The organism is Curtobacterium sp. PhB142, assembly GCF_004341255.1.
Taxonomy (GTDB): Bacteria; Actinomycetota; Actinomycetes; order Actinomycetales; family Microbacteriaceae; genus Curtobacterium.
The window spans coordinates 224,861-249,831 of record NZ_SLUT01000007.1; the positions used below are offsets into that span (position 1 = coordinate 224,861).

General features: G+C 69.5%; 26 protein-coding genes. 17 read left to right on the forward strand and 9 right to left on the reverse strand.

What is annotated here, in order from left to right; genetic code table 11:
• Positions 1-33: 33 nt before the first annotated feature.
• From EDF31_RS15250 to EDF31_RS15260, 3 genes are all read right to left on the reverse strand, one after another.
• Positions 34-474, reverse strand: a complete 441-nt coding sequence (locus EDF31_RS15250; protein ID WP_131846731.1) for a MarR family transcriptional regulator — start codon at positions 472-474, stop codon at positions 34-36.
• A 288-nt stretch (positions 475-762) separates the two neighbouring features.
• Positions 763-3,459 (reverse strand): MMPL family transporter, encoded by a 2,697-nt coding sequence (locus EDF31_RS15255; protein WP_131846732.1) that lies wholly within the window; start codon positions 3,457-3,459, stop codon positions 763-765.
• Between the two features lie 75 nt (positions 3,460-3,534).
• The gene (locus EDF31_RS15260; RefSeq protein WP_165901448.1) at positions 3,535-4,173 is read right to left on the reverse strand and encodes a TetR/AcrR family transcriptional regulator; all 639 of its coding nucleotides are present in this window, start codon (positions 4,171-4,173) and stop codon (positions 3,535-3,537) included.
• Between the two features lie 196 nt (positions 4,174-4,369).
• On the opposite strand from EDF31_RS15260, the gene EDF31_RS15265 reads away from it, so the two are divergent.
• From EDF31_RS15265 to EDF31_RS20050, 7 genes are all read left to right on the forward strand, one after another.
• Positions 4,370-5,851 (forward strand): mannitol dehydrogenase family protein, encoded by a 1,482-nt coding sequence (locus tag EDF31_RS15265; RefSeq protein ID WP_131846776.1) that lies wholly within the window; start codon positions 4,370-4,372, stop codon positions 5,849-5,851.
• Positions 5,852-5,947: 96 nt separating this feature from the next.
• Complete coding sequence (locus tag EDF31_RS15270) at positions 5,948-6,448, forward strand: AAA family ATPase (protein WP_131846733.1); 501 nt, start codon at positions 5,948-5,950, stop codon at positions 6,446-6,448.
• Positions 6,445-7,152 carry a YafY family protein gene (locus EDF31_RS15275; protein ID WP_131846734.1) on the forward strand — a complete coding sequence of 236 codons (708 nt, stop codon included), beginning with the start codon at positions 6,445-6,447 and terminating at the stop codon, positions 7,150-7,152. Before EDF31_RS15270 ends, EDF31_RS15275 begins: the two co-directional genes overlap by 4 nt.
• A 107-nt stretch (positions 7,153-7,259) precedes the next feature.
• Positions 7,260-7,631, forward strand: a complete 372-nt coding sequence (locus EDF31_RS15280; protein WP_131846735.1) for a VOC family protein — start codon at positions 7,260-7,262, stop codon at positions 7,629-7,631.
• Positions 7,632-7,669: 38 nt separating this feature from the next.
• Positions 7,670-8,398 carry an alpha/beta fold hydrolase gene (locus tag EDF31_RS15285; RefSeq protein WP_131846736.1) on the forward strand — a complete coding sequence of 243 codons (729 nt, stop codon included), beginning with the start codon at positions 7,670-7,672 and terminating at the stop codon, positions 8,396-8,398.
• Positions 8,395-9,246 (forward strand): MBL fold metallo-hydrolase, encoded by an 852-nt coding sequence (locus EDF31_RS15290; RefSeq protein WP_131846737.1) that lies wholly within the window; start codon positions 8,395-8,397, stop codon positions 9,244-9,246. The genes EDF31_RS15285 and EDF31_RS15290 overlap by 4 nt, the downstream gene beginning before the upstream one ends.
• Complete coding sequence (locus EDF31_RS20050) at positions 9,243-9,800, forward strand: TetR family transcriptional regulator (RefSeq protein ID WP_165901449.1); 558 nt, start codon at positions 9,243-9,245, stop codon at positions 9,798-9,800. Before EDF31_RS15290 ends, EDF31_RS20050 begins: the two co-directional genes overlap by 4 nt.
• Before the next feature lie 180 nt (positions 9,801-9,980).
• Here EDF31_RS20050 and EDF31_RS15300 read toward each other — a convergent pair whose 3' ends face one another.
• Both EDF31_RS15300 and EDF31_RS15305 read right to left on the reverse strand, forming a co-directional pair.
• The gene (locus EDF31_RS15300) at positions 9,981-10,547 is read right to left on the reverse strand and encodes a GNAT family N-acetyltransferase (protein ID WP_131846739.1); all 567 of its coding nucleotides are present in this window, start codon (positions 10,545-10,547) and stop codon (positions 9,981-9,983) included.
• Between the two features lie 9 nt (positions 10,548-10,556).
• Entirely contained in the window at positions 10,557-11,552 is a 996-nt protein-coding gene (locus tag EDF31_RS15305) for an alpha/beta hydrolase (protein ID WP_131846740.1), read from the reverse strand.
• A gap of 113 nt (positions 11,553-11,665) precedes the next feature.
• Between EDF31_RS15305 and EDF31_RS15310 the strand changes: the two genes are divergently transcribed.
• Genes EDF31_RS15310 through EDF31_RS15325 form a run of 4 tightly spaced genes read left to right on the forward strand, consistent with a single transcriptional unit; the run spans position 11,666 to position 15,361 of the window.
• A complete protein-coding gene (locus tag EDF31_RS15310) occupies positions 11,666-12,577 on the forward strand; it encodes an ABC transporter ATP-binding protein (RefSeq protein ID WP_131846741.1) in 912 nt (303 codons plus the stop codon).
• Positions 12,574-13,425, forward strand: a complete 852-nt coding sequence (locus EDF31_RS15315; RefSeq protein WP_131846742.1) for an ABC transporter permease subunit — start codon at positions 12,574-12,576, stop codon at positions 13,423-13,425. Before EDF31_RS15310 ends, EDF31_RS15315 begins: the two co-directional genes overlap by 4 nt.
• Positions 13,422-14,708, forward strand: a complete 1,287-nt coding sequence (locus EDF31_RS15320) for a histidine kinase (RefSeq protein ID WP_159572310.1) — start codon at positions 13,422-13,424, stop codon at positions 14,706-14,708. Before EDF31_RS15315 ends, EDF31_RS15320 begins: the two co-directional genes overlap by 4 nt.
• On the forward strand, positions 14,705-15,361 hold the full coding sequence (locus tag EDF31_RS15325; RefSeq protein WP_131846744.1) for a response regulator transcription factor: 657 nt from the start codon (positions 14,705-14,707) through the stop codon (positions 15,359-15,361). The genes EDF31_RS15320 and EDF31_RS15325 overlap by 4 nt, the downstream gene beginning before the upstream one ends.
• Here the strand turns inward: EDF31_RS15325 and EDF31_RS15330 are convergent.
• Positions 15,358-15,549 (reverse strand): hypothetical protein, encoded by a 192-nt coding sequence (locus EDF31_RS15330; RefSeq protein WP_123938330.1) that lies wholly within the window; start codon positions 15,547-15,549, stop codon positions 15,358-15,360. The two genes, EDF31_RS15325 and EDF31_RS15330, sit on opposite strands and share 4 nt — an antisense overlap.
• A gap of 224 nt (positions 15,550-15,773) precedes the next feature.
• Between EDF31_RS15330 and EDF31_RS15335 the strand changes: the two genes are divergently transcribed.
• Complete coding sequence (locus EDF31_RS15335; protein ID WP_131846745.1) at positions 15,774-16,640, forward strand: pentapeptide repeat-containing protein; 867 nt, start codon at positions 15,774-15,776, stop codon at positions 16,638-16,640.
• 6 nt (positions 16,641-16,646) lie between these two features.
• Here EDF31_RS15335 and EDF31_RS15340 read toward each other — a convergent pair whose 3' ends face one another.
• Positions 16,647-17,576, reverse strand: a complete 930-nt coding sequence (locus tag EDF31_RS15340) for an NADP-dependent oxidoreductase (RefSeq protein ID WP_207896241.1) — start codon at positions 17,574-17,576, stop codon at positions 16,647-16,649.
• 92 nt (positions 17,577-17,668) lie between these two features.
• Here EDF31_RS15340 and EDF31_RS15345 point away from each other — a divergent pair, with 92 nt between their 5' ends.
• Together EDF31_RS15345 and EDF31_RS15350 are read left to right on the forward strand one after the other, a co-directional pair.
• Positions 17,669-18,175, forward strand: a complete 507-nt coding sequence (locus EDF31_RS15345) for a MarR family transcriptional regulator (protein ID WP_131846746.1) — start codon at positions 17,669-17,671, stop codon at positions 18,173-18,175.
• Positions 18,172-18,420, forward strand: a complete 249-nt coding sequence (locus EDF31_RS15350) for a hypothetical protein (RefSeq protein WP_131846747.1) — start codon at positions 18,172-18,174, stop codon at positions 18,418-18,420. The genes EDF31_RS15345 and EDF31_RS15350 overlap by 4 nt, the downstream gene beginning before the upstream one ends.
• 4 nt (positions 18,421-18,424) lie before the next feature.
• On the opposite strand, the gene EDF31_RS15355 is transcribed toward EDF31_RS15350, so the two are convergent.
• Entirely contained in the window at positions 18,425-18,664 is a 240-nt protein-coding gene (locus EDF31_RS15355) for a hypothetical protein (RefSeq protein ID WP_123938326.1), read from the reverse strand.
• Positions 18,665-18,726: 62 nt separating this feature from the next.
• On the opposite strand from EDF31_RS15355, the gene EDF31_RS15360 reads away from it, so the two are divergent.
• Positions 18,727-19,683, forward strand: coding sequence for a phosphotransferase (locus EDF31_RS15360; protein ID WP_131846748.1), 957 nt, complete (start codon positions 18,727-18,729; stop codon positions 19,681-19,683).
• Here EDF31_RS15360 and EDF31_RS15365 read toward each other — a convergent pair.
• The gene (locus EDF31_RS15365; RefSeq protein WP_131846749.1) at positions 19,680-19,910 is read right to left on the reverse strand and encodes a hypothetical protein; all 231 of its coding nucleotides are present in this window, start codon (positions 19,908-19,910) and stop codon (positions 19,680-19,682) included. The genes EDF31_RS15360 and EDF31_RS15365 overlap by 4 nt on opposite strands.
• Before the next feature lie 42 nt (positions 19,911-19,952).
• Between EDF31_RS15365 and EDF31_RS15370 the strand changes: the two genes are divergently transcribed.
• Both EDF31_RS15370 and EDF31_RS15375 read left to right on the forward strand, forming a co-directional pair.
• Entirely contained in the window at positions 19,953-20,390 is a 438-nt protein-coding gene (locus tag EDF31_RS15370) for an NUDIX domain-containing protein (RefSeq protein WP_131846750.1), read from the forward strand.
• Between the two features lie 406 nt (positions 20,391-20,796).
• A complete protein-coding gene (locus tag EDF31_RS15375) occupies positions 20,797-24,273 on the forward strand; it encodes an RHS repeat-associated core domain-containing protein (protein ID WP_165901450.1) in 3,477 nt (1,158 codons plus the stop codon).
• The last annotated feature ends 698 nt before the right edge of the window (positions 24,274-24,971 follow it).

Here is a 24,971-nt window from a genome sequence, read left to right on the forward strand (position 1 = left end):
TGCACGAACCATTATGGCACCATCGGCCGCGGATCACACCTGGTCGACCCGCTCCAGCAGTTCCGTCAGGTCGTCCTTGAGCGCTTCGAGGCGTTCCAGTGGCCACCCGAGCCGGTCCGCGACCGCCAGGGGGACCGCTCGTGCGCGGTCGCGCAGGGCCCGCCCGGCCGTGGTGAGCGAGACCGCGAGCTGCCGTTCGTCGGCGGCGCTGCGGGTCCGGCGGACGTAGCCGGAGGCCTCGAGTCGCTTGAGCAACGGGCTGAGGGTGGCTGAGTCGAGCCGCAGTTCGCCGGCGATCTCGCGCACCGACCGGGGGTCCTGCTCCCAGAGTGCGAGCATCACGAGGTACTGCGGATGCGTCAGGCCCATCGGCTCGAGCAGGTCGCGGTACAGCCCGATGACGCTCCGGCTCGTGGCCGCGAGGGCGAAGCAGAGCTGCCGGTCGAGCGCGAGCGGGTCGGGTGCGGAGGTCATGCGCCCACGATACCGTTCGCCCACGAAGTGTTCCCGGGGTGCGGTGGGTCGGTGCGGGTCGGTGTGGGTCGGCGCGACAAGTTCGACGTCGTCCGACATCGATCTTGTCGCACTGGCGCGGCCGCAACAGTTGCAGGCGCGGGCTGGCGACATCCTCGATGTCGTACGACATCGAGGATGTCGTTCCGGGTCGCGGGTCGGCGTCGGCCGCGCGGGGTGGGCGCACGCACGGGAGGCCCGGTGCCGGTCTCGTGGACCGGCCCCGGGCCTCCAGGCTGGGTGCGTCGACTACGCGCGGTGCGCGGGCGGGTGCCCCGACTCGTGCGCGTTGGCGTCCGGCGCCACGGGGAGGGCGTGCGACCCCGTGTGGGTCTCCTCGTGGCCGGGCTGACCGGGCTGACCGGGCTGACCGGGCTGGCCCGGCTGACCGGCGACCGGGTGCGACCGCTCGAGCTTCGCGCCCTCGACGTCGACGTCCGGCACGATCCGGTCGAGCCACTTCGGGAACCACCACGCGCTCTGGCCGAGCAGGTGCATCGCGGCCGGGATCAGCAGCATGCGGACGACGAACGCGTCGATGAGCACACCGAACGCCAGCCCGAAGCCGATCGGCTTGATGGTGGAGGAGTCCGAGAAGATGAAGCCCGCGAACACCGAGATCATGATGATCGCCGCTGCCGTGACCACCGCGCGACCGGCGTGCAGCCCGCGCTGGACCGCGACCTTCGCCGAGGCGCCGTGGGCGTAGGCCTCACGCATGCCGGACACCAGGAACAGCTGGTAGTCCATCGCCAGACCGAACAGGATGCCGATCTCGATGATGGGCAGGAAGCTCAGGATCGGCGCCGGGTCGTGCACGCCGAACACGGAGCCGAGCCAGCCCCACTGGTAGATCGCGGTCAGGCCACCGAACGACGCCATCACGGACAGGATGAAGCCCGCCGTCGCCGTGATCGGGACCAGGAAGGACCGGAACACGATGATCAGGATGATGAGCGACAGGCCGACGACCACCACGAGGTAGAGCGGCAGGACGTTCGACAGCTTCTCGGACACGTCGATGTTGGCGGACGCGTTGCCCGCGACACCGAGCGTGACCGTGCCGTCGTCGGTCGTGACGGTCTGCTCACGCAGGTCCTTGACCAGGTTCTCGGTGGAGATGCTGTCGGGACCGCCGCCGGGCTTCACCTGGAACGCGATGATGTCGCGGTCCGACGAGGTACCGATCGGCAGGACGGCCTTGACGTCGTCGTTCTTCGCCAGGGCCTCGCCGATGGTGACCTCGGTCGCGGTGACGTCGGACTTGCTGATCGACTCCGGCAGGGTCGCGACGACGAGCAGCGGGCCGTTCTGGCCGGCGCCGAACTCCTCGTCGAGGGCCTTGTACGCCTTGTACTGGCTCGAGTCGACGGACTCGGACGCACCGGTCGGCAGGCCGAGGCGCATCTGCGTCGCCGGGAGTGCGATGACACCGAGCACGGCGACACCGGCGACGAGCGTGACGATCGCGCGCCAGGTCTTCATCGGCTTGTTCGGCACCCGGGTCGAGCCGGTGTTGCCGATCTTCGCGCGCTCCTTCTTCCGCAGGATCCGCATCCCGATCAGGGACAGCAGCGCCGGGGTGAACGAGGTGGCGATGAGGATCGCGAAGAACACCGCGACCGCACCGACCGTGCCCATGAGCCCGAGGAACGGGATGCCGGTGATGTTCAGCGCGAGCAGCGCGACGATGACGGTCGCACCGGCGAACACCACGGCGTTGCCCGAGGTGCCGTTCGCGAGGCCGATGGACTCGTGCACCTGCATGCCCTGCTTCAGCTGGGTGCGGTGTCGGTTCAGGATGAAGAGCGAGTAGTCGATGCCGACCGCCAGGCCCAACATCACCCCCAGCACCGGCGTGACCGAGATGAACTCGACCAGGCCGGAGAACGACAGCGAGGCAAGTGACGCCACGCCAACGCCGAGCACGGCGCTGACGAGCGGGATCGCCGCACCGATGATGGTGCGGAGCATCAGGAAGAGCACGAGCGCGGCGATGATGACGCCGACGATCTCGCCCGGGCCGAGGATCGACGGCACGCCCTGCGCGATGTCGTTCGACACGTAGACGTTCACGCCGCTGATGTCGGCCGAGTCGGCGTCGTCCGCGATGGCGGTCTTCGTGTCGGCGGGGACCTCGTAGGTCGACTTCGTGAACTGGACCGTGCCGATGGCGGCGCTGCCGTTCGACGACACGAAGCGGACGTCCTTCGACAGGTCGAGGAGCTTCGAGCCCTGCTCCAGCTCGTCGGCGCTGTCGTCGAGCTTCTTCGTGTTGGCGTCGATCGTCTTCTGCGCGTCGGCGATCTGCTGCTCACCGGCGTCGATCTGCGCCTGCTGGGCGTCGATCTGGGCCTGCGCCTGCTGGAGCTGCGCCGCCGCGGCCTGCGCCTGCGCTGCCGGGACCGCTGCGGAGCCGGCTGCCTGCGCCTGGGCCTTCTGCGCGTCCAGCTGCGCCTGCGCGTCGGCGATCTGCTGCTTGCCGGACGTCAGCTGCGCCTTCTGAGCGTCGAGCTGGTCCTGTCCGGTCTCGAGCTTCGCGCGGCCGTCGGTGATCTCCTTGCGGCCGTCGACGATCTTCTGGCGCTGCTCGTCGAGCTGGTCCTGGGTGTCGAACCCGCTCGTCGCGCCCTTGACGCCGTCGAGCTTCTCGACCTTGGTCAGGAAGTCCGCGACCTCCGACTTCTGCGCGTCGGTGAACGCCTTGCCGTTCTTCGTCTCGAAGACGATCGTGCCGTTGCCGCCGTTCGCGGACGGGAACTTGTCGGCGAGCTCGTCCTGCACCTGACTGGTCTTGGTGTTCGGGATCGAGATCGCCGACGAGATCGTGCCCGAGAACAGGCTGTAGGTGACGCCGGCGACGGCCATGATCACCACCCAGGTGATGATCACGAGCCAGTGGCGTCGTGCGGAGAACCGTCCGAGACGGTAGAGGAGACCGGCCATGCGGTTGCCCCGTTCCTTTCGTTGCAGGTGCTGTGTGGAGCGGGGTGCGCCGGTGGACCCCTGGGGAGGGAAGCGTCAGTCGGTGGGCATGTAGCCGCTGCGGACGCTGTGCACGAGTCGTGCCAGCAGGGCGTCCCAGTCGGCGACGGACTGCTCGTCGATCGCGGGGCCGGAGGTGGCCAGCCAGTGTTCCGCGATCACGACGATGCCGCTCATGAGCGACTCGACGAGCAGGGCGGCGTCGAGGGGATCCGCCGCCGGGTAGCGGCGTGCCACCTCGTCGCGGAGTCGTTCGGTGACCCGGGAGAACGCCGTCTGGGTGAGGACCGCGGCCTTCGGGTCGTCCTTGCCCGGGTCGCCGAGGATCCGGTACATGCTCGAGATCGCGGCTGCCAGGTCGGCTCCGCGTGCGGCGGACTCGAGCTCGTCGAACATCGAGGCCCGGCTGCCGTCGCCGACCGGGGTGCGTGCCATGTCGGCGAGGAACCGGTCGATGATCACGGACAGCTCCTGCTCGCACACGGCCAGCAGGACCTCGTCGAGCGACGCGAAGTGGTTGAACACCGTCCGCCGCGCGATGTCGGCCCGTGCTGCCAGGTCGTCGACGCTGAACTCACGGCCGCCGCGTTCATCGACCAAATCACGTGCGGCCTGCAGGATCGCCGCACGGTGCTTCGCCTTGAGGGCGGCGCGGCGGTCGGTCGTGAGGGTCACGAATGAGAACACTAGGTGCATCGATGCACTCGGTGCAACAACTACGAGTGCATCCTCAGGTTCGTACCCCGCGGTGGAAACTCGGTTCTGAACAGATGTGCGCATGGTTGACTGCACCCAGCACGACCGCCGGTGCGACCGCCGGCAAGACCGCCAGAACGACCGCCAGAACGACCGCCGTACGAAGGAGTACCCGATGCCCGTCCGCCTGTCCCCGGAGACCCTCGACGAGATCGCCGCGAGCGGTGTCGCCGTTCCGACCTACGACCGCAGCGGGATCACCGCCGGCATCGTGCACTTCGGCGTCGGCGGCTTCCACCGCGCGCACCAGGCGATGGTGATCGACCGGTTGCTCCAGCAGGGCGAGGCGCGCGAGTACGGCATCTGCGGCGTCGGTGTCCTCGAGCAGGACCGCCGGATGGCCACGGCGATGGCGGAGCAGGGCGGCCTCTACACGCTCGTCCTCAAGCACCCCGACGGCACCCGCGAGTCCCGTGTCGTCGGCAGCATCGTCGACTACCTGCTCGCCGTCGACGACCCGGACGCCGTCGTCGAGAAGATGGCGCACCCGGACACCAGGATCGTCAGCCTGACCATCACCGAGGGCGGCTACAACTTCGACCACGTCACCGGCGAGTTCGTCGCGGACGAGCCCGGCGTCGCGGCCGACCTGCGCGGCGACGGACCACCCCGCACCGTGTTCGGCCTGGTCGTGGCAGCGCTGCAGCGGCGCCGGGAGCGCGGGCTGGAACCGTTCACCGTGATGTCGTGCGACAACATCCAGGGCAACGGCCACGTCGCCCGCGACATGTTCACCGCCTACGCACGCCTGCAGGACCCGGCGTTCGCCGACTGGATGGACGAGCACGTGTCGTTCCCGAACTCGATGGTCGACCGCATCACGCCGGTCACCGCCGACGAGGACCGCGCCTGGGTCCGCGACGAGCTCGGCATCGAGGACGCCTGGCCCGTCGTCGCCGAACCGTTCTTCCAGTGGGTGCTCGAGGACGACCACCCCGCCGGACGTCCGCCGTACCAGGACGCCGACGTGCAGATCGTCGAGGACGTCGAGCCGTACGAGCTGATGAAGCTCCGGTTGCTCAACGCCTCGCACCAGGGCCTGTGCTACTTCGGGTACCTGTCCGGGTACCGCTACGCGCACGAGGCCACGCAGGACCCCGCGATCGCCACGTTCCTGCGTCGCTACATGGACGAAGAGGGCTCGCCGACCCTGCACCCCGTGCCCGGCATCGACCTCGAGGACTACAAGTCCACCCTCATCGAGCGCTTCCAGAACCCCGAGGTCCGCGACACCCTGGCCCGGCTCTGTGCCGAGTCGAGCGACCGGATCCCGAAGTGGCTGCTACCGGTTGTCCGCGACAACCTCGCCGCCGGCCGGCCCGTCACGTTGTCCGCCGGCATCGTCGCGTCGTGGGCGCGCTACGACGAGGGCACGGACGAGTCCGGCGAGCCGATCCAGATCGTCGACCGGCTGGCCGAACCGCTGCACCGCATCGCCCTCACCCAGCGCGACGACCGGCTCGCCTTCATCGCGAACCGGCAGGTCTTCGGCGACCTGATCGACGACGAACGGTTCGTCGCGGCGTACCGCGACGCCCTCGACGGGCTCATCGCCGACGGCGCCCACGCGACGGTCGAACGCTTGTCGCGTTCCTGACGCGGGTCGCGCCCTGCGCGTGACCGGACGGCGGACGGGAGGCCCGGTGCGAGCTGGCGCCGCGCCTCCCGTCCGGTGCCCGGTAGCGTCGAGACCATGGCGACGATCGCGCTCATCAGTGGCGCTCCCGGGAGTGGCAAGACGACGCTCGCGTCGGCGCTCGCCGCCGAACTCGGCTGGCCGTGCGTCGACCGCGATCAGCTGTACGCCGGGTTGATGGCCGGTGCCGACCTCGGTCGCGACGAGGTCGTGCCGCACGGCGTCCGGTTGTTCTGGACTGTGACGGCGCACCTCGCGGCAGCCGGGTGCAGCGTCATCGCCGACGCGACGCTGTACCGCGGTCAGTCCGAGGCTGACGTGCGCTCTGCCCTGGTGTCGGTCGGGGACGTGCGGAACCTGCACTGCCGATCCGCGCTGGCGTTCGACCGGTTCGTCGCCCGCGGTCACCCACAGGAGCTGAACGACCGGGTCGCACGCAACGCGCCGGTCGTCACCGAGCCGCTCGACCTCGGGGTCCCACGCCTCGACGTGGACACGACCGACGGCTACGACCCAGAGCTCCCGCGGGTCGTCGACTGGTTGCGTGCTCCGTCGTGAACCGGACCGACCGCCTGTACGCGCTCGTCGAGGAGCTCCGCGCCGCGGCACCCGCGCTGCGGAGCGCGCGCCGACTCGCCGAGCGGTTCGGGGTCAGTGTGCGCACGGTGGAGCGGGACCTGCTCTCCCTGCAGCAGGCCGGCGTGCCGATCTGGGCCGAGCCAGGGCGGACCGGCGGGTACACGATCGACGCCCGTGCGACGCTCCCGCCGCTCGGGCTGACCGTCGACGAAGCGCTCGCGGTGGCGATCGGCCTCGGCACGCTCGGCTCCAGCCCGTTCCGCGACGCGGCGCGCAGCGCTGCCCGCAAGGTCACCGCGGTGCTCGCCGAGGACGACGCCCGACGGGCAGTGCGACTCGCGAGCCGCGTGCACCTGCTGGAGTCGGGGGAGCGCACGCCTGCTCCCACGGCGCTCGCCGGTGCGCTGGCGGGTGGGCGCGTCGTCCGGATGCGGTACCGCGACGCAGCGGGCGCGGAGACCGACCGCATGGTCGAACCGCTCGGGTACATCGGGAAGGGCGAGGACTGGTACCTCGTCGCGTGGTGCCGGTTGCGCGATGGCGTCCGTGCCTTCCGCGGAGACCGGGTGCTGGCGGTCGAGGAGACCGACGAACAGGCCCCGCCCCGGGTGGTCCACCTCGACGAACTCGACATCCCGCACGGCGTCCTGCGCCCCGTGCTCGGGGACCTGCTCGGGGACTGAACCGCCAGATCCGCTTGCTCATTGGCCGAAACACCGACAGGACGGTGTCGCGGTGGTCGCGCATGCTCGACGAGTCCGGTCACGGTGGCCGGCCAGGAGGGCTTCCCATGCAGTTCGCATCCATCCGGATCATCACCGACGACCTCGACGGGATGGTGCGGTTCTACGAACGCGTCACCGGGACCGAGGCGCGGCGGCCCGCACCCGTCTTCGCCGAGATCGTGACCGGCGGCGCCGTGCTCGCCCTCGCGACCCCGGCGACCGTGGCGATGCTCGGACCGGCCGCGCCCGAGCCCCGCACGAACGGCAGCGTGTTCCTCGAGTTCGTGGTGGACGACGTCGATGCCGCGTTCGCGGGGTTGCGTGGTGCCCTCGACGACGTGGTGCTGCCGCCGACGACGATGCCCTGGGGGAATCGATCGGCGCTGTTCCGCGACCCCGACGGCAACCTCGTGAACCTCTTCAGCCGCCCTGCCTGAGCATGTATTCTGTCAGTCACTGACAGAATCGAGTGCACATGCAGCTCCACGTCGAAACCCACGGACACGGCCCGGTCCGGGTCGGACTCGTGCACGGCATCCTCGGATCGGCGCTGGTGTGGCGCGACCTCGTGTCCCACGCCGATCCGGACCGGTACACGTTCCTCGTGCCGGACCTGCGGGGTCACGGCGAGAGCGACCGCGCGGCGTCGTACACACTCGCCGCGTTCGCCGACGACCTCGCCGAGACGCTGCCGCAAGGGCTCGACGCCGTCGTCGGACACTCGCTCGGCGGGCGGGTGCTGTTCGACGCCGTCGACCGGTTGCGCCCGGCCCGCGCGGTGTACCTCGACCCCGGCTTCCACCTGCGGGCACCGGGGCGGAGCGTGCTCGGGCGGGCGTTCTGGGCGCTGCCCGGGCTGCAGCCGCTGCTCGTGCAGGCGTACGACCGCACCGATCCGCGGTGGGGGCCGGCGAACGTCGCCCGGGCCGAGGAGAGTCACCGGCACTGGGACCGCACGATGCTGCGCGACGTCCTGCGAGCGGTCGCGACGACACCGGTCGCTCCGGCGGCCCCGTTCGTGCCGTCGACGCTCGTGCTCACCGACGACGGTCGACACGTCGTGCCGGCGGCCGAGGTACCGGTCTACGAGCGCCTCGGGTGGGACGTCGAACGGGTGCGCGGCGTGCACCACGACCTCGCGATGGAGGACGCCGCGCGCACGATGCGCCTGCTCGACGACGTGCTCGGCGGGGCGCACGCATGAGCGTCACCACGGTGTTCGGTGGGGTGTCCAACGTCCTCGTCTCCGACGGCACGACGTCACTGCTCGTGGACGGCTTCTTCAGTCGTCCCTCGTTCCCGCGGCTGATGCTCGGCCGGCTCCGACCGGACGTCACCCGGATCGAGGGCGCCCTCGCACGGTTCGACGTCGACCACCTCGATGCCGTGCTCGTCTCGCACTCGCACGCCGACCACGCCCTCGACGCGCCCGTGGTCGCGGACCGGACCGGGGCGGAACTCGGCGGCTCGGCGTCCACCCGGATGATCGCCACCGGGTACGGGCTCGACCGCGTGCCCTTCCGGGAGCTCCACGACCGCGAGTCGTTCGCGGTGGGGGCCTTCACGGTCACGCCGCTGCACGCGCTGCACAGTGACGGCGATGCGGTGCCGGGCGAGATCACCGAGCCGGTCACCCTGCCGGCCCGGATGCGCGACTTCCGGACCGGCGGGTGCTCCTCGTTCCTGTTCGAGCACCCGGACGGATCGGTGCTGGTCCACCCGACGGCGAACTTCATCCCGGGATCCTTCGCGGGACTCCTCGCCGACACCGTCTACCTGGGTGCGGGCGCCGCCGGTGCGAAGCCGACGGCCTGGATCGATCAGTACTGGCAGGAGACCGTCGGCGCCCTGCACCCGAGCGTCGTCCGGCCGGTGCACTGGGACGCGTTCTGGCGTCCGTTGACCCGTCCGCTCAGGCCGCTGCCGAAGAAGCTCGACCGCCTCGACGTCACGATGCGCGCGTTCACACGCCTGGCGGACGCCGACGGTGTCGACCTCCGGCTGCCCGAGCTCTGGCGGCGCGAGACCGTCTCCACGCGGTCCGCGCCGTGACCGGGGTCCGGGCGCAGAACCGGCGGGCGACGGAGTGTGCCGTCGAGGACGCCGCGGTCGCGCTGGTCGGAGCGCGCGGGTTCGACGTCGTCACCGGGGCCGAGATCGCGACCGCGGCCGGCATCACCGAGCGCACGTTCTTCCGGTACTGCGCCGCGAAGGTGGACGCGTTCCTGTTCGTCTCGCGCGACGTGCACGACGCCGTCACTGCCGCGGTGACCGCCCCGGTGCCGTTCGATGCGCTGACCGAGGTGATCGCCGGGGTGCTCGTGACGTTCGAACGCGACCGCCCCGACGACCTCGACCGCCTGGTCCGGGTGCGCGCGCTGCTCGTTGCCGATCCGGCGCTGCTGTCCGCCGTGCTCGAGCGGGACGCCGCGCAGACGCTGGAGCTGCAGTCGGCGTGGCAGGGCGCCGACCGGTTCGCGGTGCCGTTGGCCCTGCTCGCGCTGCGCGCCGCGTTCGACGAGTGGGCGGAGCGCCCCGCGGGGGAGTCGCTCAGCGCGGCGTTCCGGCGGACGTGCGCCGCGCTGCGGACGGCCACCGGCGGCTGATCGCGCGCGTCACGCCCTGGACGCAGCCACCAGCCCCAGCGGAAGAGCCGTGGCGGGCGCCACCCGGGCCTCCCGTCCGCTCTGGATCGCGACCCGGGTCGCGCCGCGCCGGCGCGGGGCGTTCGTCTCGTGTGGTGACGGTTCTGGTTCACGTTCCCCGTGGATCACGAACCAGAACCGTCAGTCGTCAGGAAGCACGTCGTCTTCCCACGGCACCGGCGTCGTCTCGCCCGTCTCCCAGTCGTGGCGCAGGATCCCGTACCCGACCGACGCGACCGCGCGGCCGCCCTCGATCGGCCACCCCTCGCGGTAGTGCGCTTCCTTGACCCACCCGGCACGCACGAAGACCCGGCGCATGGCCGTGTTGTCCTCGCGGGTCTGGCCCTCGAAGCGGGTCACCGACGGCAGGGTGCCGAAGACGTGGTCAGTGACCGCGCGCAGTGTCGGGACGCCGAGGCCGCGACCGCGGAACGCGCCGGCGATGCGCAGGTCGAACAGCGGGACCGGGTCTTCCAGGTCCTCGAGCCGGACGAACCCGATGCGGCCGTGCTCCGTGTGGTCGACCCAGTACGAGTCGTGCTCGTCGTCGCGGTAGGAGCCGGAGTCCACGGCCTGGACGGCCTCTGCACGGCTCCACGTCCGCCGCACGTGGAACGGGAACTCCTCGGTCGACAGGAAGTCGACGAGGGCGTCGTGGTCGATCCCGATCGGGTCGAGCCGGGTCAGCCGGACGGAGTGCTCGGTCATGCCGTCACGCTAGCGGGGGCGCAGCGTGGTGGCCCAGCGTCCGATCGTGTCGTACGCCTGCTCCCGCACGTCGGGCGCGGACAGCACCACGTCGTGCACGGCTCCGGGCAGCCGCCGGACCGTCACCTCGTTGCCGAGCGACAGGGCTCGGTGGGCCACCGTGTCGACGTTCAACGCGACGTCGGCGTGTGCCATGCCGGGATCCCACCGGGGTTGCAACATGCTCTTGTCGCTGAGCATGACGAGGACGGGGACCTGGATGTCGAGCCCGTGCTCGACCGTCTCCTGCCCCGCGAAGACCGCCGCGAGCCAACCGGGGTGCAGGGGGAACCCGCGTTCCGGTCGCCACTGCTGGTCGTACGTCCACGAGCCCTCGCCCGCGGCCGACACGGTGCGCGTGTAGAAGCCGGGGTCGACGGCGGGCATCGGGGCGAGGGGGTTCCGCTTGGCGCCGAGCTTGATGACGGGCGCGACGATCGCCCGGCCCACGGCGGTCGCCTGGAACTCGAGCCACGGACTGTTGAGGACGACGCCGTCGACGAGTTCGGGGTGGCGCGCAGCCCACAGCGACAGCGTCAGACCGCCGGTGGAGTGCCCCATCAGCACGAGCCGCCGCTCGCCGGGGCCGGGGTGCTCGGCGGACACCGCGTCGAGCGCCGCGGCGATGTCCTCGTCGTACACCGCCAGGTCGTCGACGTTCCCCGGGGTCTGCTGGGGGCGGAGGCTCCGGCCGTACTTCCGCAGGTCCAGTGCGTGGAAGCGGGCACCGAGCCGTTCGATCCGCTCCGCCAGCTCGGTCTGGAAGAAGTAGTCCGACCACCCGTGCACGTACAGCACGTCGGTGCCGTGCAGTGGCCCGCGCCCGTGCAGCAGCAGGTCCGTCGGGGTGTGCCGACGACGGACGAGGGTGGCGACGACCGGCCCCTCGGAGTCGGTGCCGAGCGGCAGTTCGAGTCGCTCGTAGGGCGCTCCGAGGACGTCCTCGTGCCACCGCTGGACGACCATGACCCCACCGTATCCGGCACCGCTGCGGGTGGTACCGGGGTACCACGGTCGCTCCGCGGAGATCGTCTGCGACGGCGATGTGGTGGACCTGGTCGTCTCCGTACCGTTGCCGCATGATCGAGATCCAGAACCTCTCCAAGCGCTACGGCGAGAAGGTCGCCGTCGACGACGTGTCCTTCACGGTGCGCCCCGGCGTCGTCACCGGCTTCCTCGGTCCGAACGGCGCGGGCAAGTCCACCACGATGCGCGCCGTCGTCGGACTCGACCGGCCGACCTCGGGCACCGCCCACGTCGACGGACGCCCCTACCGCGAGCTGCGCGACCCGCTGCGTCGCATCGGCGCACTGCTCGAGGCCAAAGCGGTCCACAAGGGACGCAGCGCCTTCGACCACCTGTCGGCGCTCGCCGCGACGCACCGGATCCCGACGGCCCGGGTGCACGAGGTCATCGGGATGACCGGCCTCGAGAACGTCGCGAAGAAGCGCGTCGGCGGGTTCTCGCTCGGCATGGGGCAGCGGCTCGGGATCGCGGCGGCACTGCTCGGTGATCCGCAGACGCTGATCCTCGACGAGCCGGTCAACGGCCTCGACCCCGAGGGCGTCGTGTGGGTGCGTCGACTCGCCCGCAGCCTGGCCGCCGAGGGACGTGCGGTGTTCATCTCGAGCCACCTGATGAGCGAGATGGCCCTGACCGCTGACCGCATCGTCGTGATGGGTCGCGGCCGGGTGCTCGCGGACATGGACATCGCGGACCTGGTCGCCGCCGCCACGGAGCGGTCGGTCACCGTGCGGACGCCGGAGCCCGAGCGGCTCCTCGACGCGATCGCCGGACCGGACGTCACCATCGGCTACGAGGGCGACGGGTCGCTGCAGGTCCGTGGCCTCGGCGCCGAGCAGATCGGCGAGGCAGCGGGTGCCGCGGGCATCGTCCTGCACCAGCTGGCCACCACCGAGGCGAGCCTGGAGCAGGCCTACCTCGAACTCACGCACGACCAGGTCGAGTACCGATCGGAGGTGGCCCGATGAGCGCGGTCACGAGCAACGCCGTGCCTCGGCACGAAGCGTCCGGCGTCCACTTCTCCGGCGTCCTGCGCTCGGAGTGGATCAAGCTCCGCTCGCTGCGGTCGACGGCGTGGAGCTTCCTGCTGGTGCTCGTCCTGCCGATCGGCATCGGTGTGCTCCTGGCGGCCTTCGCGGACAACGGCGGTCAGGGGCTCACGGGTGATGCGGCTCGGAACGCGCTCGTCCTCTACAGCACGAGCGGCACGATGCTCTCGTCGCTGATCGTCGCGGTGATCGGCGCCCTCGTCGTCACCGGCGAGTACGGCACCGGCATGATCCGCTCCTCGTTCGCGGCGGTCCCACGGCGGTCGGTCGCACTGGCGGCGAAGGCGATCGTCCTCGCCGTGGCCGTCTTCGTCACGAGTGCCGTGAGCGTCTGGGCCACCGCCTTCATCAGCCTGCCCATCGCCGCGGGACGGAACGTCGAGGCGTCGTTGGACGCGAGCGTCGCGATGCCGTTGCTCGGCGCCTCCGTCTACCTGACGCTCATCGCGCTGCTGGCCTTCGCGGTCGGTGTGGTCCTGCGCTCCACAGCTGGCGCGATCGCCGGGGTCCTCGGCCTGATGCTGGTCGCTCCGGTCGTCGTGCAGCTGGTGCAGTCGTTCACCGGAGCGGACTGGCTCGGCACGCTGACGAACCTGCTGCCGCAGAACGCCGGGCAGCCGCTCATGCAGTTCGGCACCGAGGTGACGTCGGGGTGGCACGACGGCGTCCTAGCCTTGGGGGGATGGAGCGGATTCGCGGTACTGCTGGCCTGGGTGGTCGTCGCATCGGTGACGGCGCTCGCCCTGGTCGAGAAGCGGGACGCGTGACCCCTGCCGACCTCGCCCCCGGTGCCGTCCAGGACGGTGCCGGGGGCATCGCCCTGCCCGACGCACCCGGCCGGCTCCGGCGGTTCTGGGCGCGCCACCCGGTCATGACCGACGCGCTGCTCATGGTCTTCTGGGGTGCGATCGAGGTCGTCGTCGCGTTCCGGAGTGCGTGGCAGGTCGACGGGAGCCCCGCCGCGCGGGTCACGGTCGTCGTCCTCGTGGTCATCGCCGTCTCCGGCATCCCGCTCCGGCGCACGCACCCCGCGGTGACGGCGGTGCTCGGGCTCGCGTCCGTCGTCGCGATGACGTGGACGGAAGCGGGGTACTCGCCGGTGCTCTTCACCGTGTACGCCGCGACCGTGTGGTGGTCGCGTGCCGCCGGGTGGTGGACGGCCGCGGTCGCCGTCGTGCTGGCCGCGGGGGCGACGGCGCTGCGCGTCTTCGTGGTCGCGCCGGGGTCCGGAGGACTCGCGGACGTCCTGTACCCGCAGCCCACGACGTTCCTGCTGGCAGCGGTCCTGATCGGCGTCAACGTGTCGAACCGCCGTCGCTACACGCAGGCGCTCATCGACCGCGCGCACCAGCTGGCCCGGGAGCGCGACCAGCAGGCGCAGCTCGCCACCGCCGCGGAGCGGGCCCGGATCGCGCGGGAGATGCACGACATCGTGTCGCACTCGCTCACGGTGATGGTGCGGCTGGCCGAGGGCGCGGCGGCCGGGGCGTCCGCTGGTGCACCCGCCGGTTCGGCGGGGTCCGCTGCCGCTGCCATGCGCGGAGTCGCCGATGTCGGCCGTGGCGCGATGGGCGACATGCGCCGCATGCTCGGGGTGCTCGGAGGCGACGGCGAACCCGCGCTCGCGCCGCAACCGGGCATCCACGACGTCCCGCAGCTCGTCGACCGGTTCCGCGCGCTGGGCACCCCCGTCGCCCTCGAACTCGTCGGCGTCGTCCCCGACGACGACGCCCTGCAGCTCGCCGTGTACCGGGTCGTGCAGGAGGGCCTCACCAACACCGCCCGGCACGCGCAGCGCGTCCGATCGGTCGACGTCCGCGTGGCAGCGTCCGCCACCGAGGTCACCGTGGTCGTCACCGACGACGGACGGACGGGAGGCCCGACTCGGCCAGACAGGTCGGCCCACGCCCCAGCGGGGTCGGGTCGAGGGCTCATCGGGATCGACGAGCGCATCCGCGCGCTGGGTGGGCAGGTGCGCGCGGGCTTCCGCGACGGCACCGACGGTTGGCAGATCCGGGCGACGATCCCGGTCAGGACGGAGGACCGGTGATCCGCGTGGCGATCGTCGACGACCAGCAGCTCATCCGGACGGGGTTCCGACTGCTGCTCGAGGCACAGCCCGACATCGAGGTCGTCGGCGAGGCCGGCGACGGCGGTGCGGGTGTTCGGCTCGTGCGTGCCCTGCGTCCGGACGTCGTGCTGATGGACGTCCGGATGCCCCACGTCGACGGCGTCACGGCGACGGCCGCGATCGTCGAGCAGGTCCCCGACACCCGGGTGCTCGTGCTGACGACCTTCGACCTGGACGAGTACGCGTTCGGTGGTCTGCGTGCCGGGGCGAGCGGGTTCCTGCTCAAGGACGTCAGCGCCGCGCAGCTCCTCGACGCCGTCCGGTCCGTGGCAGCGGGAGAGGCCGCGGTCTCACCGCGGGTGACGCAGCGGATGCTCGAGCTCTTCGGCTCCGTGCTGCCGGACGACCGGCCGGCGGGTCCGGACCCGCTGGAGCCCCTGACCCCGCGGGAGCGCGAGGTGCTGCTCGCGATGGCCCGCGGGTTGTCGAACCCCGAGATCGCCGCACACCTGGTGACGAGCGAGTCCACGGTCAAGACGCACGTCGGGCGGGTGCTCGGCAAGCTCGGGCTGCGTGACCGGGTGCACGCGGTGATCTTCGCCTACGAGCACGGCCTCGTGCCGCGGTCCTAGCTGCGCGGGGCCCTCGCGAAGAAGAGGGTGATCGCGCCGAGGGCGATGGACGCGACGATCAGCACCCAGGCGAGCACGGGGATCAAGCCGTCCCACGGTGTGAACAGGAGCACGATGCCGATCACCAGCACGACGGCGGCGGCGATCAGCACGAGGCGGTGCGGTCTTGCCGGGTGGGTTCGGGTCACACGTGCACCGTACGCGTCGGGACTGCGGACGGGCGCAGTCGCGCGCCGCTAGCCTGGCCGCGGTGACACGTTCTCCCGCTCTGTGACCCAGAGCCCATCCAGCGACACCGGTTCGCTCCTCGGACGAGGGGCAGTGATCTCGTGCGCCCGGAACGGGGACTCCCGACGGAGTTCCCCAGCACCCCGGCGCCCTGTCGAGACCACTCCAGAGAGACCGTTCGTCCATGTCATCGTCTTCTTCTTCTTCTTCTCCTTCTTCTTCTTCTCCCGCCGACCGCTCGCGGCTCCGCGCTTCGTGCGGTGACTGCTTCGCCCTCTGCTGCACCGCCTTCGGGTTCCAGCGGTCCAGTGACTTCCCGATCGACAAGCCGGCCGGCACCCCGTGCCGAAACCTGGCCGACGACTTCTCCTGCACGATCCACCAGGCGCTCCGTCCGCGGGGCTTCACCGGATGCACCACGTTCGACTGCTTCGGGGCCGGCCAGTACGTCTCGCAGGTCCTGTTCGACGGCACGAGTTGGGTGGACCAGCCCGACTCGAAGCCCGAGATGTTCCGGGCCTTCGCCGTCGCCCAGCAGCTCCACGAGATGCGCTGGTACCTGGCCGAGGCGGTGACTCGCTCGACCGCTCTGGGGTCAGCGGATGCACCGACCGTGCTCCAGCACCGTGTCCAGCAGGTCCTCGACGGTGAGTTGGCCGGCGTCCTCGCGGTGGACGTCGAGTCGCTCCGGTCCGAGGTCCGTTCCGTCCTGATCGACGTCAGCTCGGAGGCCCGAGGTGGGTACCCCGCCGCCGGCGACTCGGCCGATGACCTGCACCCGTCGACCGACCTGGCCGGCCGCGACCTGCGATCTCGCGTCCTGATCGGCGCCGATCTGCGCGGTGCGGTCCTGATCGCCGCGGACCTGCGGGGATGCGACCTGTCGGGCACGGACCTGCTCGGGGCGGACCTGCGCGATGCCCGGCTCGGGGGAGCGGACCTGTCGAACGCGCTGTTCCTCACCCAGCCGCAGGTGAACGCCGCGCAGGGCGATGCGTCCACGGTGCTGCCCGACGACCTCGACCGTCCAGGGCACTGGCCGCTCCCGTGATCCGGGTCAGGGCAGGACGATGACCTTGCCGGCGATCCTCCCGGCTGCGCCCTCGGCGTGCAGCGCCGGCAGGTCGGCCAGGGAGATGCGCCGCGTGACCTCGACCGTCAGGGCACCGTCGTCGACCAGCGCGACGAGTTCCGCCAGGCGTTCCCGGTTCGGCAGGACGAACACGGTCGACGCGCGCACGCCTCGGGACTCGTCACCCGGCGTGGCCATGAACGCCGTCGTGCTCACGACGACTCCGCCGTCACGGACCGCAGCAACATCCGCCGCGAACTGCTCGGGCTCGATCGGCGCCAGGTTGAGCAGCACGTCGACCTGACCGTCGAGGGCGTCGAGCAGGTCGGTGGCGGTGTGGTCGATGACCTGGTCGGCACCGGCCGCGCGCACGGCATCGGCACTGCGGGGGCTGGCGGTCGCGATGACGTGTGCTCCGGCGCGCTTGGCGAGCTGGACCGCGTACTTGCCGACGACCCCGCCGGCACCCACGACGAGCAGCCGCTGTCCGGCGGTGAGCCGGCCGTCGTCGAACAGGGCCTGCCAGGCGGTCAGCGCGACGGACGGCAGCGCGGCCGCGTCGGCCAGTGGGATGCTCGTCGGCGCTGCGACCACGGCGTCCGCCGGTGCGACGACGTACTCGGCTGCCCCGCCGTCGCGGTCCATCGGCAGGAACGCGATCACCGCGTCGCCCACGGTCAGACCGGTCACGCCCTCGCCGATCGCGTCGACGGTACCGGAGACGTCGTAGCCGGGGACGTGCGGCAGCTGGATCGGGATCGGCAGGAAGCCTGCCCGCATGCCGTTGTCTGCAGCGTTGTACGCGGTGGCCGCGACGCGGAGTCGCACCTGACCCGCTGCCGGGGTCGGCTGCTCGACCTCGCCGTACTGGAGGACCTCGGGTCCGCCGACTTCGTGGAACTGCACTGCCTTCATGGTGATGCCCTCTCGTATTTGCTTCGAATTCGAAGCGCTTGCTGGAGACGCTAGCACTGCTTCGAACTCGAAGCAACAGGTAAGGTGGCTGCATGAGTGACGCCCCCACCGCACTGACCCCGACGCAGCTCGGCGCCTACTTCGCGCTGACCGAGGTGAGTGCGCTCCTGCGCCCCGCGGTCGAGAGGCAGCTCCGCGACGTCGGCGGGTTGAGCACCGTGCAGTTCCAGCTCCTGGCGCGGCTGGGGGATGCTCCGGACGGGCACCTGCGCATGACGGACCTGGCCGACGGTGTCGTGTACAGCCGCAGCGGGCTGACCTACCAGGCGCAACTGCTCGAACAGCGCGGCCTCGTCACGAGGTCCCCATCGCCGGACGACGACCGCAGCACCGTCGTCGCGATCACCGACGCGGGGCGCGAAGTCCTTGCCGACGTGTTCCCCGGCCACATCGGCACCGTGCACGGACTCCTGTTCGCACCGATCACGGACGACGACGCGAGTGACCTCGCCCGGGTCCTCGGACGCATCAGCGAACACCTGCGAGCGAACCCACCGCGGTCGGCGTCGCGACGATCCGTGAAGGGGGCGTCCGCGTGACCGTCGGAGCGCGCGCCGCTCGGTGGATCATCGTCGGCTCGGTCGTCGTCGGACTGGCGCTGACCGTCTACGCGACCTCGTACTGGCTGTTCCCGACGTCGTTCCAGCTCCAGGAGCGGTTGCCCGACGGATCGATCAACCCGCGCGCATGGGCCGACCTGCTCGTGTCGTACATCCTCGCGCTCGGCTGCTTCGCGGTCGCCGGATGGGTGGGCGTGCAGCGGCTCCGCACCCGCCGCCGCTGAGGCGTCAGCTGCGCGTGCGTGACCGTCGCCGCGACACGGTGCCGACGACGAGCGTGGCGACGCCGAGCGCGATCCCGATCAGACCGAGCAGGTAGCCGAACAGCATCAGGATTCCGCCGCCGATGTTCGCACCGCCCCCGGTGTCGTTCGCGAGCGACCACCCACCGATCCCGACCGACAGGAAAGCACCCAACAGGAACACCGTGCACATCACGTGCAGGACCCTCGTGCTCTGGGAGGTCATGGCGACTCGCTTCCGTGCGTGGACCGGTACCGGATGGTAGCGCGACCTGCGAGGGTGGAGCGATGACCCTCGAGATGCTCTGGGAACGAGCTGATCCAGCGCAGGTGCTGCGGAGCCGCTTCGGGTTCACGGACGTCGCCGCTGCCGATGACTGGGTCATCCGGACGCTCGAGCGGTGGTGGAACGTGCGCGTCATCGCCTGCGAGCGCATCGTGATGAGTGACCACAACGCGCTCGCCTGGGTCTCGACCGCTGGCGGCCGGATGCTCCTGAAGTGGTCGATCGCACCGGAGGGGTTCGAGCGATTGGTGTTCGCGGCGGACCTCACGACGTGGCTCGCGGAGCGCGGCCTGCCCGTTTCCGCCCCGGTGCCGACGCCCGACGGACGGGTGCAGGTCGAGGAAGACGGGGTCTCGATGGGGCTCCAGCACGTCATCGGCGGAACCCTGCTGGACGTCCGCGATCCGGCACAGGTCCACGCGGCCGGTGCGACGCTGGCCCGCATCCACGACGCCCTGCGCGACAGCCCCGATCGGGCGCGCGCAGCCGGTGTGCGCCCACCGCCGACCCCGCTCGTGCAGCAGGTCGCGGGATGGCTCGAGGCTGCGCCGATGCACTTGCCGGAGCGTGTCCAGCGGACGCTTCGACGCCGGCTCGGGGCCGCGCCCTCCGACGACTTGCCGGTCCAGATCGTGCACGGCGACTACCGAGCGGCGAACGTCCTGTGCGCTGACGCGGACGTCGTCGCCGTCATCGACTTCGAGGACCTGCGCCTCGATCACAGGATCGTCGAGCTGGCACGCTCGGCCGTCCTGCTCGGGACGCTCTTCCACGACTGGGGCCCGGTCCCCGCGGCCGTCCACCGGCAGCTGCTCGACGGCTACCGCTCGGTGAGCGCGCTCACTGCCGACGAGCTCGCGTGGTGGGACGTCCTGGTGCTCTGGAACACGATGCTGTTCGTCCCGCCGGGGGACGACCCCACCGGGTGGGGCGCTGCCGCCGGGGCGCTCGCCGGTTAGCGGACGACGCGCTTCGCCGCCCGGGCGACGGCCACGAGCGCCGCGACCCCGAGTGCGATCCCGGCGATGCCGACGACCATGCCGCCCATGTACATGAACCCCGCGGCGAAGTTCACGCCGGTGCCGTCCGGAGTGAGGATCGTCCAGACGGAACCACCGGCGGTGAGCAGGAAGCCCAGACCGAGGAAGACGATCGCGAGGGTGACGATCGAGCGGATGTGGTGCACGGTCTGAACCTACCGAACCCGCGCCGGTGGCAGAGTGGCGTGATGGGGAGCATCCGGAACATCTCGGTCGGGCTGCCGACCAAGGACGGCCACGTGCTGCTGTCCGAGTCGTTCGACCAGACGCGCTGCCTGCGCTTTCACCGTGCAGTCGGCGGCGGCATCGAGTTCGGCGAGACCGCGGTCCAGGCGCTCCGTCGCGAGTTCCGCGAGGAGCTGGACGTCGCCCTCGACGAGGTCCGGCTGCTCGGTGTCCTCGAGAACCTGTTCGAGTACGAGGGGCAGCCCGGGCACGAGTACGTCCACGTGTTCGCCGTCCGGTCGGCGGAGCTGGACGCGGTGCCGCTGGACGCTGAACTCGTGGTGCTGGACGAGGGTGGCCCGGTGCGCTGGGTACCCGTCGACACGGACGTCCCGGTGTTCCCGGACGGCGTGCTCGACCTGCTCGCGGGTTCCGTCCCGATGGAGTCCTCGGCCAGCTGATGTCACGACCTCGTCGCCCCTCGGTTGCCGGCGGTGCACCCCTCATCGCCCCAGCACTCGGCGGCCAGCTTATTGAGTGCAGGTGTGGCCGGGATCGCGTTCACAAACGATCGTTTCTGACCAGGTGCGCCAGCGACGTCGACGCGCCGGGTCTAGACCTGTTCAAAACCCGTTGCTGTGAGCAGCTTCGCTTTGTGTCGCCCGTCTGGCTTTGCTTCGTGTCGGGCTCGCGGTGAGCTGTTAGCGTCTGCAACGTTTGTTGATCGACCCTCGAATTGGGGGGCGTCGACCCGTTTCGTTAGCGGGCTGAACCATCCAGGCTGGGGCTGCTTCTGCTTCTAGGGGAACTCGGGGTAAATTCATGCGCCGTCGCATGCTTTCGTACAGCGCGATCTCATGTATCGCTGTGATCGGCATCATTGGGGCGGGGTTGTCACCGGCGCACGCTGACACTGATCCCCGGCGTGGTGATCTGGCAGCGCCCCAGGGTTTTGACTCCAGCGATGTTTACACGCCCTCGTCGGCGTCGAAGCTAGCGGCGGTTCCTTCCCCGGAAGCGCCGTCCGAGAGCTGGTCCTCGGTCGTCGCTGAGGAAGCAGCCTCCAGCGAGACGCAGGCGAAGACGAACGCGCGGCAGCGTTCTGCTGCGGCGTCCGTGGATAGGACGACGGGCTGTTACGTCTGGGGCACGGGCGGCGGGCAGCTGTCGTATTACCCGATGGACAAGACCGAGTTGTCAAAGACCGAAGTCGCTCAGGTCAATCTGTCCAACGGCAATCTGCTCGTGTCAGCGAACGATGGTGTTGTCAGCGGACCCGGTGTCGCCGCGAGCGTTTCGCGTTGGTACAACGATCCCGCATTCGGTGGATTCGCCGGCCCGTGGGGCGGCGGATGGCAGTCGTCGCTTTCAAGCTGGAGCCAAGGCTTGTGCGTGTCGGATGACAAGAAGACTGTCGACTTCATCGGGAAGTCCGGCTACATCGGCCGCTTCACTCGAGGATCGGCAACGGCTACGACCTTCACTTCCCCGACTGGCCTGAACGCGACGATGACCTACTCGGGCGCGGACAGCAACTACGCGTACACGGTGCAGTTCAACCAGTCCGGTGAGCAGCTGAAGTACTCCTCGACTGGTTTCCCGACAGCGGATCTTGACCGGAACGGGGTCGGTCTGACCTTCGCGTACACGGACTCCAGTCACCCGTACTCGATCTCCAAGATCACCTCCACCTCTGGCCGCAGCCTCACTGAGAGCTCCGCCAGCGGAGCCGATCCCTTCGTGACTGGATACACCGACTTCACCGGGCGCAAGATCGCGACCTACGAAGACACACGGTCCGGCAACGGCGGCCAGCCGTACGTGAACTCCTTCACGAACGCTGCCGGGGCGAAGGAGACCTACACCTACGAGACGATCAACGGTGTCTCGCAGAACCGGCTGCTCAGTATGCGACTGCCGGCCGGTAGTGGGTCGGGGGCGTCCAATGACGACGAGCTGGTGAAGTTCACGTACGACACCAGTCACCGCGTGACCGCGATCACCCGCAGCAGCGTCGGGAACACCTCGGCGGCAGCGGTGACGAAGTACGCGTATGGCTCGGGGACCACAACAGTCACCGACCCGAACGGCCACAACACCGTGTACACACTCGACAACCAGGGGCGCGTGGTTTCCACGAAGGACGCCAACGGGCACACCCGGTCGCAGACGTACACGCCGAACAGTGACATCGCAACGTCCACCGATGCCCTCGCGTCCGGCTCGACTCCCGGCAACACGGTCACCCGCACCTACGACGGAATGAACAACCCCAGCGGTGTTTCGCTCCCGACTGGCGCCGCAGCCAGCGCCGTGTACGCGCAAGGTTCCTCCTGCCCGGATGCGGGCGGTGGGAACCCGTACCTGGCGAAGTGCTCCACCGATGACGCGGGAAACACCACCTCGTACGCGTACGACGCCGCAGGCAATCAGACCTCAGCGACGGACACCAGCGGCGGCAAGTCGGACGTTGAATTCAGCTACGTCTATGAAGATGCGTCGCGTTCGAAGTGTGGCGGTTTCGCTGGCCAGGTTTGCTCCGCGACCGACGGCAACGGCGGCACGACCACCTACACCTACAACACTGCTGGTGACCTCGCGAAGGTCACCCCGCCGGCACCAATGGCCGCAACGTCCTACAGCTACGACGCGCTCGGGCGTGTGACGAGCGTGATCAACCCCGCGGGTGACAACCCCACCTACGAATACGATGCGCTCGACCGCCAGCTTGCCCAGCACTTCAACGACAATTCTGGGGATTACACCACGACGTACTTCCCGTCGGGCCTGGTGAAGTCAAGCTCCGATACCCTCGGCGGATCGATCCAATACACCTGGGATGTGTTCGGACGGCAGCTCCAGCAGCGGGGCGTGTTCAACACCCAGGTTGACTCGTACACCTACGACAAGGCCGGGAACGTCCTCACGTTCACGGACGCGGGTGCCACGACGAAGTACGTGTACGACGCGACGAACAAACTCGTTCAGGTGATCGAGCCCGGCGGTTCCTGCACGAGCGGGACGACAGCCCCGGCCGCAGCGTCTGGCTGCGTGAAGCTCACCTATAACGCCAACGGGCAGGAAACCAAGCGGACGCTTCCCGGTGGTGCGAGCGTCCTCACCACGTACGACGCCGCGGGACGCGAGACCCGCGTCACGGCGAAAGACAAGTCCGGCGCCACAGTGTCGGACGTGGGCTGGCAGTTCAACTACCACAACTCCACCACCGCCTCGGCCGACCGCGGCAACGTTCAACGCCGTATCGCGTACAAGGAAGTCGGGCTCACGGCCGGAGCGACGACTGATTACACCTACGATTCTCGGAACCGTCTGTCCAACGCGGCGGAAACCGTTGCCTCCGGCACTGACGCATCCTGGTCCTACGGCTACGACGCCAACGGCAACCGCACCACCGACGCCCGGACCGGCACCGTCGGCATCACCGCCGGCGTGACCACGTTCTCGTACAACGCGAACAACCAGATCACTAGCACCAGCGCTGACACCACAGCGTGGACGTACGACGCCGCCGGCAACGAAACCACTAACGGCATCACCGGGAAGACGAGCGTCTACAACACCGCTCGAGGCACTACCGCCGCGATCGGTCCGAGCCAGTACTACCCGTTCGGTCCCGGGAACACGAACATCACACAGCGTTTCTCGCCCGACACGAACTACGTCAACACCGCACTCGGCCTGACAAGCGAAGCGCAAGGCTCCACCACTACCGCCTACACACGGACACCGGCAGGAGCGCCGCTCAGCAGCCGAACGGGAACCGGTCGGGCGTACTACATCACCGACAACCTCGCCTCCGTCATCGGCATGTTCGATGCGAACGGCAACTACCTCGGCGGCTACTCCTACAGCCCCTACGGCGAAACCCGAGCCGCCACCAACAACGCCACCGTCAGCTCCAACTCGCTGCGCTACATCGGTGGATACTGGGATGCCAGCGCCAAGGTCTACCACCTGGGGGCCCGCTACTACGACCCGAGCATCGGGCGCTTCACCCAGCAAGACCCGACAGGTCAAGAAGCTAATCCGTATGCATACGCAAACGACGATCCGATCAACAGTTCGGACCCCAGCGGTACAAGCGCAGTCGACCGCTTGGTTCGAATTCTGGACCTCGTCCTCAAGGGTTACGCCGTGTCTGAGGTATTGACGTCAGGGGACATCGCTACGTTTGCAACCGGCGTAGTGGTTGATGGCTTGTGTTCAGCGGCGCTTGCGGCGGTTACCGGAGGCGTCGGAGTGGTGGTCGCTTTCGGGTTCTGCACCGCCGTTTCAGCTACGATCACTGCGGCGGTATCGAACGCCATCGAGGGCAAGCCGTGACTGGAGAGAAATGCGCCAATTCAAAGATCGTGGTTCGTGGCTGTGGGCACTGGGGCAGGCTATCCTGGGATGCATTGCTGCCCCCATTGCCGCTGTGGCCCTGATTATGATCGGTTCCCAGAAACTTGCCGTAGATGTCAACGCCAACGGAATATTCCTTCTAGTGCTAGGAATAATCTTCGGTATCTGTTTCCCGTTAGCGATATGGCTGATCATTCGTATTGTGAAACTTAAGCCGTGAAATTGTAGCTGGGTTGATCCTGGCTCTTCCGTCGCAATTCAGCGCGACCTTGCCGCTGTGCCCACTGCGTGTGTCGTTACCGATCTCTGCACGACGGCCGACGTCGCGGCGACCATCGCTACGCTTGGAGGAGCTGTCGCGGCGGAACGGTTCTGCCTCGCCTCCCGAAACTCGACGGGCGCGAGTCTGGGCACTCATGGCAGTGATCGTAGGTGTACTCGCAATCATTGCCGGCATCCAGGAGATCTCCGGGGGGTCCAGACAGTTGGTGAGGTCCGTCCGGCTTGGGAAACGAGGCTGGAGCGGCGTAGCCACTCAACTGAAGAGCGCCTATGTCAGCGTGCCCAGGAGCGTGTGCGCCAGACAGCGACAGTGGTCGCATGACCCTACGGTTGCGAGACGTCGCGTCGGTAGCACGGCCGCGGCGTTCCGACTCGCGGAATCCGGGGGTGCGGCG

Excerpts from the sequence above, each read along its gene's own strand:
- EDF31_RS15270 (WP_131846733.1), top strand. The coding sequence starts at position 5,948 with ATGGCGACGATCGCGCTCATCAGTGGCGCTCCCGGGAGTGGCAAGACG.
- EDF31_RS15250 (WP_131846731.1), bottom strand. The coding sequence starts at position 474 with ATGACCTCCGCACCCGACCCGCTCGCGCTCGACCGGCAGCTCTGCTTC.
- EDF31_RS15280 (WP_131846735.1), top strand. The coding sequence starts at position 7,260 with ATGCAGTTCGCATCCATCCGGATCATCACCGACGACCTCGACGGGATG.
- EDF31_RS15310 (WP_131846741.1), top strand. The coding sequence starts at position 11,666 with ATGATCGAGATCCAGAACCTCTCCAAGCGCTACGGCGAGAAGGTCGCC.
- EDF31_RS15335 (WP_131846745.1), top strand. The coding sequence starts at position 15,774 with ATGTCATCGTCTTCTTCTTCTTCTTCTCCTTCTTCTTCTTCTCCCGCC.
- EDF31_RS15255 (WP_131846732.1), bottom strand. The coding sequence starts at position 3,459 with ATGGCCGGTCTCCTCTACCGTCTCGGACGGTTCTCCGCACGACGCCAC.
- EDF31_RS15305 (WP_131846740.1), bottom strand. The coding sequence starts at position 11,552 with ATGGTCGTCCAGCGGTGGCACGAGGACGTCCTCGGAGCGCCCTACGAG.
- EDF31_RS15360 (WP_131846748.1), top strand. The coding sequence starts at position 18,727 with ATGACCCTCGAGATGCTCTGGGAACGAGCTGATCCAGCGCAGGTGCTG.
- EDF31_RS15290 (WP_131846737.1), top strand. The coding sequence starts at position 8,395 with ATGAGCGTCACCACGGTGTTCGGTGGGGTGTCCAACGTCCTCGTCTCC.
- EDF31_RS15355 (WP_123938326.1), bottom strand. The coding sequence starts at position 18,664 with ATGACCTCCCAGAGCACGAGGGTCCTGCACGTGATGTGCACGGTGTTC.
- EDF31_RS15300 (WP_131846739.1), bottom strand. The coding sequence starts at position 10,547 with ATGACCGAGCACTCCGTCCGGCTGACCCGGCTCGACCCGATCGGGATC.
- EDF31_RS15285 (WP_131846736.1), top strand. The coding sequence starts at position 7,670 with ATGCAGCTCCACGTCGAAACCCACGGACACGGCCCGGTCCGGGTCGGA.
- EDF31_RS15370 (WP_131846750.1), top strand. The coding sequence starts at position 19,953 with ATGGGGAGCATCCGGAACATCTCGGTCGGGCTGCCGACCAAGGACGGC.
- EDF31_RS15315 (WP_131846742.1), top strand. The coding sequence starts at position 12,574 with ATGAGCGCGGTCACGAGCAACGCCGTGCCTCGGCACGAAGCGTCCGGC.
- EDF31_RS15340 (WP_207896241.1), bottom strand. The coding sequence starts at position 17,576 with ATGAAGGCAGTGCAGTTCCACGAAGTCGGCGGACCCGAGGTCCTCCAG.
- EDF31_RS15265 (WP_131846776.1), top strand. The coding sequence starts at position 4,370 with ATGCCCGTCCGCCTGTCCCCGGAGACCCTCGACGAGATCGCCGCGAGC.
- EDF31_RS15345 (WP_131846746.1), top strand. The coding sequence starts at position 17,669 with ATGAGTGACGCCCCCACCGCACTGACCCCGACGCAGCTCGGCGCCTAC.